Origin of the sequence: Rhodococcus sp. ENV425 (genome assembly GCF_002887785.1) — a bacterium.
GTDB classification, from domain to species: Bacteria; Actinomycetota; Actinomycetes; order Mycobacteriales; family Mycobacteriaceae; genus Rhodococcus; species Rhodococcus aetherivorans.
Genome location: NZ_PCZU01000097.1, coordinates 24,296 through 35,127 on the forward strand (window position 1 = coordinate 24,296; position 10,832 = coordinate 35,127).

Annotated in this window: 12 protein-coding genes; 6 read left to right on the forward strand and 6 right to left on the reverse strand. The window is 72.6% G+C overall.

The window, feature by feature from the left end; all coding sequences use genetic code 11:
• Positions 1-627: ferritin-like domain-containing protein (locus tag CQZ88_RS30665; protein WP_258008508.1), on the reverse strand; the 627-nt coding region annotated here is incomplete at its 3' end.
• Positions 628-783: 156 nt separating this feature from the next.
• Positions 784-1,413 carry a bifunctional 2-polyprenyl-6-hydroxyphenol methylase/3-demethylubiquinol 3-O-methyltransferase UbiG gene (locus tag CQZ88_RS08125; RefSeq protein WP_044475844.1) on the reverse strand — a complete coding sequence of 210 codons (630 nt, stop codon included), beginning with the start codon at positions 1,411-1,413 and terminating at the stop codon, positions 784-786.
• Positions 1,414-1,655: 242 nt separating this feature from the next.
• Here CQZ88_RS08125 and CQZ88_RS08130 point away from each other — a divergent pair, with 242 nt between their 5' ends.
• From CQZ88_RS08130 to CQZ88_RS08145, 3 genes are all read left to right on the forward strand, one after another.
• Positions 1,656-2,195, forward strand: a complete 540-nt coding sequence (locus CQZ88_RS08130; RefSeq protein ID WP_231385873.1) for a nitroreductase family deazaflavin-dependent oxidoreductase — start codon at positions 1,656-1,658, stop codon at positions 2,193-2,195.
• 316 nt (positions 2,196-2,511) lie between these two features.
• Positions 2,512-2,709: a hypothetical protein gene (locus tag CQZ88_RS08140; RefSeq protein ID WP_006948005.1), complete on the forward strand. Its 198-nt coding sequence runs from the start codon at positions 2,512-2,514 to the stop codon at positions 2,707-2,709.
• Between the two features lie 88 nt (positions 2,710-2,797).
• The gene (locus CQZ88_RS08145) at positions 2,798-4,021 is read left to right on the forward strand and encodes an EAL domain-containing protein (RefSeq protein ID WP_006948007.1); all 1,224 of its coding nucleotides are present in this window, start codon (positions 2,798-2,800) and stop codon (positions 4,019-4,021) included.
• Here the strand turns inward: CQZ88_RS08145 and CQZ88_RS08150 are convergent.
• Together CQZ88_RS08150 and CQZ88_RS08155 are read right to left on the reverse strand one after the other, a co-directional pair.
• A complete protein-coding gene (locus tag CQZ88_RS08150; RefSeq protein WP_102799565.1) occupies positions 4,008-5,651 on the reverse strand; it encodes an FAD-binding oxidoreductase in 1,644 nt (547 codons plus the stop codon). The two genes, CQZ88_RS08145 and CQZ88_RS08150, sit on opposite strands and share 14 nt — an antisense overlap.
• A 25-nt stretch (positions 5,652-5,676) precedes the next feature.
• Positions 5,677-7,332, reverse strand: coding sequence for an alkaline phosphatase D family protein (locus tag CQZ88_RS08155; RefSeq protein WP_043799190.1), 1,656 nt, complete (start codon positions 7,330-7,332; stop codon positions 5,677-5,679).
• A gap of 220 nt (positions 7,333-7,552) precedes the next feature.
• Here CQZ88_RS08155 and CQZ88_RS08160 point away from each other — a divergent pair, with 220 nt between their 5' ends.
• A complete protein-coding gene (locus CQZ88_RS08160) occupies positions 7,553-7,753 on the forward strand; it encodes a hypothetical protein (RefSeq protein ID WP_260502470.1) in 201 nt (66 codons plus the stop codon).
• Between the two features lie 38 nt (positions 7,754-7,791).
• Here CQZ88_RS08160 and CQZ88_RS08165 read toward each other — a convergent pair whose 3' ends face one another.
• Together CQZ88_RS08165 and CQZ88_RS08170 are read right to left on the reverse strand one after the other, a co-directional pair.
• The gene (locus CQZ88_RS08165) at positions 7,792-8,274 is read right to left on the reverse strand and encodes an SRPBCC family protein (protein ID WP_006948019.1); all 483 of its coding nucleotides are present in this window, start codon (positions 8,272-8,274) and stop codon (positions 7,792-7,794) included.
• The gene (locus CQZ88_RS08170; RefSeq protein ID WP_043799194.1) at positions 8,271-8,603 is read right to left on the reverse strand and encodes a metalloregulator ArsR/SmtB family transcription factor; all 333 of its coding nucleotides are present in this window, start codon (positions 8,601-8,603) and stop codon (positions 8,271-8,273) included. Before CQZ88_RS08170 ends, CQZ88_RS08165 begins: the two co-directional genes overlap by 4 nt.
• Before the next feature lie 66 nt (positions 8,604-8,669).
• On the opposite strand from CQZ88_RS08170, the gene CQZ88_RS08175 reads away from it, so the two are divergent.
• Both CQZ88_RS08175 and CQZ88_RS08180 read left to right on the forward strand, forming a co-directional pair.
• Complete coding sequence (locus CQZ88_RS08175; RefSeq protein WP_006948023.1) at positions 8,670-9,167, forward strand: DUF2505 domain-containing protein; 498 nt, start codon at positions 8,670-8,672, stop codon at positions 9,165-9,167.
• A 114-nt stretch (positions 9,168-9,281) separates the two neighbouring features.
• Positions 9,282-10,832, forward strand: a 1,551-nt coding sequence (locus tag CQZ88_RS08180) for an exodeoxyribonuclease V subunit gamma (protein ID WP_146034276.1), incomplete at its 3' end; no start/stop codon positions are given.

Below are 10,832 nucleotides of genomic sequence, written 5' to 3' on the forward strand. Positions count from 1 at the left end.
GGCGTGGGCGCCGCGCGCCAGCAGCGCGCCGAGGGCGGGCCGCGTCGAGCGGGCGGCGTCGATCGCGCGGTCGATACCGCGCGTGGACCACGTCACGGGCAGGTTGACGATGCGGACCGCGGCGCCCGCGGCGGCCTGCAGCGGGGTGCGCCGCAGCGCGGCGGGTCCGCCGAGCGCATCCTCGGCCAGGACGGTGGTCAGCCACTCCACGGTCGCGCTGTGGGCGGTGATCAGCCGGTCGGCCAGGCCGACGACCGCGGGGGCCTGGGCCGCCGTGGCGAGGGCCTTGAGGTAGCGGGCGCGGTCGAGTAGCTGGTGCTCGAGCGCGAGGTCGCCCAGCAGTGCCTCGTCGAACGGCTGGGCCTGTTCGGCCATGGCCTTCACCGCGGCGGCGGCGCGGCCGACGAACGGGCCGATGACGTCGGGCAGTCCGCCCAGCTCACGGATGGTGCGCTCGATGGCTTCGGCGCGGGCCCGGCCGTTGGCGGCGTTCTCGGTCAGTTCGCGGCGGACCGCGTCGGTGCGGGCCTGGGGAATGCGGGTCTCGGCGACCTGGATCTCGGTGTTGGTCAGGTCGAGCAGTGCTCGCAGCTGTGTGAGCAATGTAGCGGTGTCGGTCTTGGTCATCGTGCGTTCGCTCCTTCGGTCGATGTCATCGATGGGGCTCACCGACGTGACACGATTCGGCTACCCGGCTCCTACCGACGGGTAACACGGTGTGAGGGAGGACACATCCAGCGGGATGTGATCGGGGGCCTGCTGGTCCGGCCCCGACGCCGGCGATCAGTCCGCGCGCGACATCACCGCCACCAGGAACTCGGACTCGTCGGTGAACGGGCGCAGATCCCAGGTCGAGAGCTTCAGGTCCACCACGAGACCGTTGGCTGCGGCGTCGGCGAGGAACTGCGGGAACTCGTAGCCCCGGTTGGCCCCGAACCCCACGACCGCCCGGCCGGTGGGCGCGAGATGACGGGCGAAGCTCGCCAGTACCGCACCCCGGGTGGACGGCGCCAGGAACGTCATCACGTTGCCCGCGCAGACGATGACGTCGAAATCGGCCGCGACCCCGCGGGCCGGCAGATCCAGCTCGGCGAGATCACCGACGAGCCAGGTCGGACCGGGATGATCCTCCTCCGCGGCGGCGATCAGCACCGGATCGACATCGACGCCGACCACCACGTGACCGGCATCGTGCAGATAGCCACCGAGCCGGCCCGGTCCGCACCCCGCGTCGAGGACCCGTCCGCCGCGGCCGAGCATCGCGTCGACCAGGCGTGCCTCCCCGACGATGTCCTTGCCCTCCGCCGCCATCGACCGGAAACGCTCCACGTACCACGTGGAATGCGCGGGATCGGCAGCGGTGATCTCCTCCCACTGGCTGGGGGTGCGATCGCTGGGAGTACGTGCACTCATCGTCGGTTCCTCCTCGATTCGACCGCGCGGCACGCCGCGGTCACCTGTGCGGCCCACCTTAGGCACCCGGGGCGTCGGCCCGCCGATGCCCGCCCGCCCGATGCCCGGTCACCGACCTGTCTCGGGCAGGTTGACATTTCCGCGCCCGGGGGCAAATCTCCGGTGGGACGAATCCGACGACGGCGGCCGTGGTGGGAGTCGTGCACCCTGCTCGCCCGATCTCCGGCGCAAAGGAGCGCGATGTGAGTTCCCGCGATGTGAATTCCCCTGCCCAGCCCGACCGTCCGGTTCCGGACGAGGGGCCCGGCGCCGGGAACCGCCCCGGCGCGGCGCGGCCGATCCGCCGGTATCGCAGGGGCCGGGCTCATCGCCTGGAGAACGCCCTGATGAGCGCGCTGGTCCGGGCCGGCGTCGTCCCGCACTCGTACCTGCTGACCACCCGGGGTCGTCGCACCGGCCGGAAGCGCGCCAACCCGGTCACGGTCGTCGAGCATGCGGGCCGACGTTGGCTGGTAGCGCCCTACGGTGTGGTGCCCTGGGTGCTCAACGCGCGCGCTTCCGGCCGCATCGGCCTGACCCGCAGGTTCCGCACCCGTCACTACACGATCCGGGAGGTGTCGGCGCGGGAGGCCGGACCCGTCCTGCAGAAGTACGTGGCCATCGCATCCGCGACCCGGGACTACTTCCAGGCCGACAAGAATGCCTCCCCGGAGGAATTCGCGGCCGAGGCCGACCGCCACCCGGTGTTCGAACTCGCCCCGTGCGGGACGTCCGAGGGCTGAACCGAACCTCTTCCGGCACCGAACCTCTCCGGCACCGAACCTCTCCGGAACCGAACCTCACCGGAACCGGGGCCCCCCGGAGAGGCGCCGGATCCGAGGCAGACCCTCCCGGGTCTGTTATTCATTCGTGACCGTTTGTTGCCGTTCGGTGATGTCGGCAGGGGTGGGAATGTCACCGTAGGGGGGCATGCTCAAGCACGTCAGGCTCAGGAGCATCAGCAGCAACGGTCGGGCGACGACTGTGCGGTGCGCACGAGGTTGGGACGTGACCATGGCGACCAGACCGGCATCCCCCACCGTGTCCTCCGAGCGAACCGTGTCCTCCGAGCGAACCGCGTCCTCCGAGCGGGCCGCCCCGCTCGTCGAGAGCCCCGGGGTCGGGTGGATTCTGTTGACGCTCTTCGGCCTCGGTGGGGGACTGGTGGCGGCGTCGATCGCCGGGTCGTTCCTGATCGGGATCTCGGTGGTGCTGCTCGTCGGCGGGCTGGCCGCGGTGCTGGTCGCCGTCGTGTGATCTCCGGTCCCGGCTGGGGAAGGTCGGGACCGGGCCCGTCGCCCGCACCGGCCTTTGCGCAGCGGGTCGCGCATGCGACGCTGGGGTCATGGTGTTCGTCCTCTCCGACCCCACCCGGCACGCGGATCCCGAGGCCGCAGGCCTGCAGGTGACGCCGTCCTACGCGCCGGTGCGCCGGCTGGACTCGGGCGCGCTCGCGGCGGTGGAGGTCCAGTTGCGCGGCCCCGCGGACGGGCCGCTCGCCACCGCGGAGGCCCTGCGGGTCGCGGCGCGGACCATGAGCGAGAAGTGGCACCTCGACCGGCTCAAGTGGTCGGTCGCGCAGTCGAGGCCGGTCCGGAACGTACCCGCGCTGGTGGCGATGGACCTCGAGTCGGTCGAGAGCCTCGACGTTCCCGATTCGGAGGGATTGCGGCGCGACATCGTGGTGATCACGGAGGAGTCCCTGACGGCCAACCCGTCGCGGACGCTGCGCGCGGTGGCCGATGCCCGCCGCAGCGGCAAGGTCGTCGCGGTCGACGAGGTCGGGTCGCGTCCGCAGTCCCTGGCCCTGTTGCCGCTCGTCGAACCGGACGTGATCATCCTCGCGGCGCGGCTGCTGGCCCATCGTGCGGACACGGACACCGCCCGTACCGCGCACGCCGTGGCCGCCCAGGTCGAGCGGACGGGCGCGCTCGTGATCGCGGACGGCGTCGACTCGGAACTGTGCCGGCGACGGGCCCTGGGGCTCGGGGCCACGTACGGCCTCGGCGCGCTGTACCCCGCCGTCGACACCCCGGAACAACTCGACGAGGAGGGGATCGACCCCTTCCCGCCCGCACCCGTCCGCAGCGTCCGCCCGGAGGAGGCGCGCACCCCGTTCGCGATCGCCTCGGTGGGGCGCCGGCCCGTGCGCAGCCTCAAGCGCCTCCTGGTCGCGATGAGCACGAATCTCGAGAAGCAGGCCGGCGCCGCGGGCCCGGAGACCATCGTGCTCGGCACCTTCCAGTACGCCCGGCACTTCGGTGAGCGCACCCGCGCGCGGTGGCAGTACATGGCGGACCGGATCGCGTACGCCGGGGTGTACGGCGTGGGCCTCGGGCACTACGCGGAGGCGGGCATCCACCACGCGCCGCTCGACCCGGACGACCAGCTCGTCGAGGAGTGGAACGTCGTCGTCCTCGGCCCGCACTTCGCGTGCGTGCTGTCGGCCGTGGACCTGCATCGCGGCACCGCCGACCTCGACCGCGAGTTCGACTACGTCGTTTCGTACGACCGCGACACCGTGGTGCGCTGCGCCCGCTCGATCATGGACCGGTTCACGACGACGTAGGGCCGTCCGGCGCGGATGCCACCGGGCCGATCAGGACCCCCGGGTTCAGGATGCCCGCCGGGTCGAGAGCCGACTTGGCCGCCCGCAGGACCGCCGCGAACGGCTCGGGGCGTTGACGGTCGTACCAGGGCCGGTGATCCCGGCCGATCGCGTGGTGATGGGTGATCGTGCCGCCCGCAGCGAGGATCGCCTCCGACACGGCGACCTTGATGTCGTCCCACTGGGCCACCGTGCTGCCCCACCGGCCCGCGGCGTAGATGCCGAAGTAGGGTGCGGGGCCGTCCGGGTACACGTGGCTGAATCGGCACGCGATCACCCCCGTCGCGCCCGCCCGGCGCATCGCGTCGTTCGCGGCGTCGTGCACCGCCGCCCGAAGAGAATCGAATGTGTCCCACGTGCAGGCGGTTTCGAAGGTCTCGACGATCATCGACCGCGCGGCGAGGGCGTCGCGCAGGTACGGCATGCGCAGGAACGACGACCGCCACCTGCCCGCGGCGTCCGTGTCCCTCTCGTCGCCGGCCGAGCCGGTGCGCCGCGGCGCTTCCGGCAGGGTGCCGCCGTGCCCGCGGCACAGTTCGACGGCGCGGTCCATCCAGGCGTCCACGGGATGATCGGCCGACTCGAAGGCGAGCAGGAGGACACCGCCCGCCGACGGCGTGGCCGCGTGGACGAACGCCTCGACGGGGTCCAGCAACCGGCAGTTGGTGGGCCGGAGACCGGACTGGGCGACGGCGCGGGTCGCCGCCACCGCCGCTCCGTAGTCGGTGAAGTGCACCGACGCGTCCGCTCGCCACCGGGGGCGCGGATGCAGCCGCATCCAGGCCTCGGTGACGACACCGAGGACCCCCTCCGAACCGAGGAACAGGCGATCCGGCGACGGTCCCGCTCCCGAGCCGGGCAGGCGACGCGACTCGCACGTGCCCGCCGGGGTGACGACCCGCATCGACTCCACCAGGTCGTCGATGTGGGTGTATCCGGTCGCGAAGTGGCCTCCCGAACGCGTGGCCAGCCAGCCTCCCAGCGTGGAGAACTCGAACGACTGCGGGAAGTGGCGCAGCGTCAGACCGGACGGGCGCAGTTCGTCTTCGAGCGCGGGACCCAGGGTGCCCGCCCCGATGCGGGCCGCCCGGCTCGTGCGGTCGATCTCCCGAACTCCTTCGAGGGCACCGAGATCCAGGCTCACCGCACCGGAGAAGTCGCCGTCGAGCCGCGGCTCGACACCGCCGACGACGGACGTGCCGCCGCCGAACGGAATCACGGCGACGTGCACCCGGGCACACCAGTCCAGGACGTCCACGATCTCGCCCTCGACGGTCGGCCGCACGACGAGGTCGGGCGGATGGCGCAGGTCGCCGAGCAGGTTCCGGACCACATCCCGGAACGCGCGCCCGTGGGTGTGGGCGGCCCGGTCCGTCGGGTCGGAGGAGCACAGCGCCGCAAGGGAATCCGGTGGAACGATCCGCGGGGGCGGCAGTCCGAGCGACGGCACGTCGGGCGGCGGGTGGTCCGTGAGGTCGGCGCCGGGCAGCAGGGCCGAGGCACGGTCGACCAGGTCCCGCAGCTCGGCGCCGCGCACCGCGTCCTCGACCGTGCCCCAGCCCCACCAGGAACGCGTGCCGGATCCCGTCACCGGACCCGCCTCGCGGTCCGCAGGGTCACGTGGTCTCGTCCGGCGTCGACAGCACGAGGTCGGCGGTGGTGGTGAAGCCGATGGGACCGTGCGGGACCCGGCCGGCCCGTTCCAGCACCAGATGCGCGGCGCGGCCGGCCAGGCGCAGCGTCGCGATCTGATTGCCGAAGAACGGTCCCGTCGCCTTGGTCCACTCGATCGGCACCGGCGGCACCTCCGACACGCGCCCGAGCGCGAAGCGCACGGTCCGTTCCATCGCCCGGCTCCAGGAGATGCGGAACACCGCCCGGACCGCGGCGGGCACGTAGTTGTGCAGCGGCGAGCAGGTCAGCTGGTACACGCGGGTCGGCATCGGATCCGGGAACCGCGCCTGCGCGACGTAGGCGTGGTGCACGTCGCCCGAGAGCACGCAGATCGTCGCGGGGGGACGGCCGGACGGTTCGGTGCAACGGCCCCGGCCGATGTCGGCGAAGAGCCGGGCGAGCCGGTCGAACGAGTCGCGGAACGCCGCCCAGTGCTCGAGATCCGCGCCGCGACGGACGGTCTCCGCCCAGCGGGCGACCCGATTCCCGCGCACCCCGGCGGCGAGCCGCTCGTCCCAGGATTCGAGGTCGTGCAGCGCCCGCGGCAGCAGCCACGGCAGCGACGTCCCGACGAGCAGGTGGTCGTAGTCGCCCTGGGTCTGCCGCTCGATCCAGGAGAACTCCGGGTCCGAGACCATCTCCCGCTGGCCGCCGGACAGGACCCGCCCGCACCGCGAGTCGATCACGAGCAGTCGCACCCTCCCGAGGTCGCGCCGGTAGGACCACTGGGCGCCCTTCGCGCCGTCGGCCTCCTCGTCCGCGGCCGACGCGAACTCGCGCAGCAGCGGCTCGGCGTCCCCGTCTGCCTTCCGGACGCGCTGGTACAGCGCGTTCTCCGCCAGTTGGACGGGGTCGAGGTTGCCGAGGTGCTGGTACACCCAGTACGACGCCAGCCCGCCGACGATGCGTTCCTCCCACCACGAGGTGGCCTCGACCTCGTCGCGCCAGGACTGCGAGGTGTTCCAGTCGTCGTGCACGTCGTGGTCGTCGAAGATCATCGACGTGGGGACGGTGGACAGCAGCCACCGCACGTGCGGATCGGACCACGACTCGGCGTAGAGCCAGGTGTACTCCTCGTAGTTGCGGACCTGCGGGCCGGGAGGCTCGTCGAGGTCGTGGTGTTCGCGGACCCGCGCGAGGGTCTGTTCGGACAGTTCGTCGGCGTAGACCTGGTCGCCGAGGAGCAGCAGCGCGTCGGGCCACCGGTCCGGGGTCCGGGTCATCATGCGCTGCGCGTATGCGTCGAGGGCGTCGGCGCCGAGCTTGTCGTCGTTCTCGGTGGCGGACGTGGTGGCGAACCGGCACGAACCGAAGGCCAGTTCGAGCGGCCCGTCGTCGCTGAGGGTGCGGACGACGGACGCGGGGAAGTCGGGGTGCGGCCAGACCGGATCGCCGTCGAGGCGGACCTCGTACGGAGTGGTCGAGCCGGGCTCGAGGTCCTCGATCACCACCAGTGCGTAGTGGTGGCCGGCCACGGTCCAGGTGCGCTCCCGGTGGCCGAGAATCTCGACGGTGCACGGGTCCGACGTCTCCACCCACACGGTGGCGTCGCTGCGACCGACGTGCCGAAGGACCGGGCCCAGGATGAGCTTCGCCATGGCGCCACCTACCTCGGGGTTCGGATCGGCGATACAGCCATGCGCACGAGCCTACTGGTCCGCGGGGTCTCCGCGGCCCGGCTCGGCCGATTCGTCGGCGGGGGTGGTGCCGGGCGCCGATGCGGAGGATCGTGAGGGGTGCCGGGCGACCGGCGGCCAGGTGCACCGCGAGGGGATCGGAGCGAAACCGTTGAGTACCGAGCACAGGCCCGAGGATCCGCTGGAGAACATCGACGAGGACACGAAGCGCCGCGCGAAGGAACAGGCGGAGGAGATGCAGCGCCGGTACGAGCCGGGGGCTCGGCCGACGGTGACCCTGCCCGGGACCGGGGGGACGGTGTCGGGCACGGCGTTCGCCGACCTCGTCGACACGGGGTCCGACGAGGTCGACGAGGAGGGCGACACCGCCTCCGGTCGCTGAGCCCCGCACCGCGGGGAGGCGCTGAGCCCGGACGGCGGTCACATCCGGGCGAGCAGCGCGTCCAGCGCGTCGTAGCTCTGGCCGAGACCCTCGGCCATGCCGGAGTTCAGCATGCCGTCGCGTTCCTCGGGCGTGTGGAACTGCGAGACGGTGACCACGCGGGTGCGGCCGTCGCCGAGGTCCTCGAACGTCGCGGTGTCGATGGCGACGTATGCCGGCATCCCGTCCCATTCGAAGGACTGCACAATGCGGTCCTTGGGCGCGATCTCCCGGAATCGCCCTTCGAACCCGTGGGTTTCGCCGTCGCTGTGCTCGACGAACCGCCAGTGTCCACCCCGTTCGAACTCGTAGCGTTCGACGTCGAGCCGGTTGCCCCGGCCCCACCACTGGGCGAGCAGTTCGGGCTCGGTGTAGGCGGCCCACACGCGGTCGCGGTCGGCGTCGAAGACGCGCTCGACCCGGATCTCGCGCTCGCTGGGCGTCGTAACGGCAAGCGGAGCAGAGGGATTCGTGGTGGTCATGACGTTCCTTTCGTTCGGTCGAGGAACTCCGCGAGGCGGTCCATGCGGCCCTCGATCATCTGCTGGTGGTTGCGGATCCAGTCCGCCTCCCGCTCGAGCGGGTTGGTGCCGAGCCGGCAGTAGCGCACCCGGCCCTTCTTCTCGGTGACGACGAGACCTGCCTCCTCGAGTAGCCGGACGTGTTTGGTGATCCCGGTCGGCGTCATCCGGTACCGGGCGGCCAGGTCGCTGATCGAGGCCGGTCCGGCACGCAGGTCCTGGAGGATCCCGCGCCGGGTGGGGTCCGACAACGCCGCGAACGTGGCATCGAGACTCGAATACTGAACCATTAGGTTCAGTGTTGCATCGGGGCGGAGCCCTGTCAACGGTCCGGGCGGGCCGATAATGTGCAGCTCATGCCGAAGTCCTTCGCCTTCACCACCGAGCTGGACCACCACGTCCGGGACGTGCACGCGGCCCTGATCGACGAGCGGTACTGGCTCGACCGGGTGGCGGACCGGGCGAGCGCCACCGCGGTGGTCGAGGAACCGCACGGTCCGGGCACCCTGCGCGTGACCGTCACGGACCGGTCCGAACCCTCGGAGCTGCCGTCGATCGTGCGCGGGATGCTGCGCGGCCCGCTGGTCATCGAGCGCACGGACGAATGGGGTCCGCTGATGGGCGAGGCCGCCGAGGGGCGGATGTCCGGAGGCGCCACCGGCCTGCCCGTCGCCCTCGAGGGACGCTCGCGGCTGCGGGTGAGCGAGACCGGCGGCACGTTCATCGACGTACAGGGGCAGGTCGTGGTCCGGGTCCCGCTCCTCGGGGGCCGGATCGAGTCGATGGTGCACGGGATGGTCCTGCAGATCGTCGAGAACGATCGGATCGCGATCGCGGCGTGGCTGTCGCGCTGACCTGCCGCGACCGCCCGCGCCGCGCCTGCTGCACCGCCGCGGCGGCGAGCCCTGTCACCGCGGTGTGATAAGCCGGTGGAGGACCGGAACACACCGAGCGACGAGGGGACCTGCGTGCTGACGCTGCACCGCGCCGAGCGCGCCGACACCCTGGCGGCCGCCCTCGCCGACCTGCTCGCCGTGCCCCTCGCCGACCCGTTCGCCCGCGAGCTCGTCGCCGTCCCCGCCAAGGGGGTCGAGCGGTGGCTGACCCAGCGGCTGTCGACGGTGCTCGGGGGCACCTGCGGCGACGGCGTCGCCGCCAACATCGACCACCCGTCGCCGGCACGGCTGGTGGACGAGGCACTGGCCGCCGCCACCGGCCGGGCTGCGGAGGACGACCCGTGGCATCCCGACCGGATGCTGTGGACGCTGCTCGACGTCGTCGACGACTGCCTCGACGAATCGTGGTGCACCGTCCTCGCCCGGCATCTCGGCCGCGACGGCGTCGATCACCGCGCCGGCCGTCGCTACGCCACCGCCGCCCACCTGGCCGGCCTGTTCCGCAGCTACTCCACGCAGCGCCCGGAGATGCTCGTCGACTGGGCCGCCGGACGCGATACGGACGGCACCGGCCACGGCCTCGCCGACCACCTCGGGTGGCAGGCACGGCTGTGGCGGCGGCTGCGCGAGCGCATCGGCGACGACAGTCCCGCCGAGCGGCTCACCGCCGCCTGCGCGCGGTTGCGCGCCGAGCCCGCGCTCGTGGACTGGCCGTCGCGGCTGTCGCTGTTCGGACCCACCCGGCTCACCGTCGCCCAGTGCGCCGTGCTGTCCGCGATCGCCGCGAACCGCGATGTGCACCTGTGGATTCCGCACCCCAGCCCGGTCATGTGGGAGGGGCAGGCGGCCGCGGAGCCGGTGCGCCGGCGCGCCGACGACCGCAGCGCCCTCGCGGTGCAACACCCCCTCCTGGCGAGCCTGGCCCGTGACGTGCGCGAACTGCGCGCGCACCTGGCCGGCCCCGGAGTCGCCGACGTGCACCACACCGGCCGGCCCGGCCCCGACACCCTCCTCGGCCGGCTGCAGGACGACCTCCGCGCCGACCGGCCCCCGGCCCGCTCCGCGGTCGCCGACGGCACGATCCGCATCCACGCCTGTCACGGCCCGGCCCGGCAGGTCGAGGTGCTGCGCGAGTGCCTGCTGCACCTGTTCGCGGACGATCCGGGTCTCGAACCGCGCGACGTGGTCGTCATGTGCCCGGACGTGGAGACCTACGCGCCGCTCGTGCAGGCCGCCTTCGGTCAGGGCGCCCTCGCCCACCGCGACGCTTCCGGACACCCCGGGCACCGGTTGCGGGTGCGTCTGGCCGATCGGGGCCTGCGCCGTACCAACCCGGTGCTGGCGGTCGTGTCGACGCTCGTGGACCTCGCCGACGCGCGGGTGACCGCCAGCGAGGTCCTCGACCTCGCCGCCGCCGCGCCGGTGCGCAGGCGGTTCGGCCTCGTCGACGACGACCTCGAACGGCTGCAGGAGTGGACCGCCGCCGCCGGCGCCCGATGGGGCATCGGCAAGGGGCAGCGAAACGCCTTCGGGCTCGGGGACTTCCCGCAGAACACCTTCGGCACGGCACTGGACCGGATCCTGCTCGGTGCGGCCGCCGACGAGTCGCAGAGCGAGTGGCTC

Bases quoted from the DNA above. Each gene is read 5' to 3' on its own strand.
- CQZ88_RS08175 (WP_006948023.1), top strand. From the start codon at position 8,670: ATGCCGAAGTCCTTCGCCTTCACCACCGAGCTGGACCACCACGTCCGG.
- CQZ88_RS08170 (WP_043799194.1), bottom strand. From the start codon at position 8,603: ATGGTTCAGTATTCGAGTCTCGATGCCACGTTCGCGGCGTTGTCGGAC.
- CQZ88_RS08165 (WP_006948019.1), bottom strand. From the start codon at position 8,274: ATGACCACCACGAATCCCTCTGCTCCGCTTGCCGTTACGACGCCCAGC.
- CQZ88_RS08155 (WP_043799190.1), bottom strand. From the start codon at position 7,332: ATGGCGAAGCTCATCCTGGGCCCGGTCCTTCGGCACGTCGGTCGCAGC.
- CQZ88_RS08125 (WP_044475844.1), bottom strand. From the start codon at position 1,413: ATGAGTGCACGTACTCCCAGCGATCGCACCCCCAGCCAGTGGGAGGAG.
- CQZ88_RS08145 (WP_006948007.1), top strand. From the start codon at position 2,798: ATGGTGTTCGTCCTCTCCGACCCCACCCGGCACGCGGATCCCGAGGCC.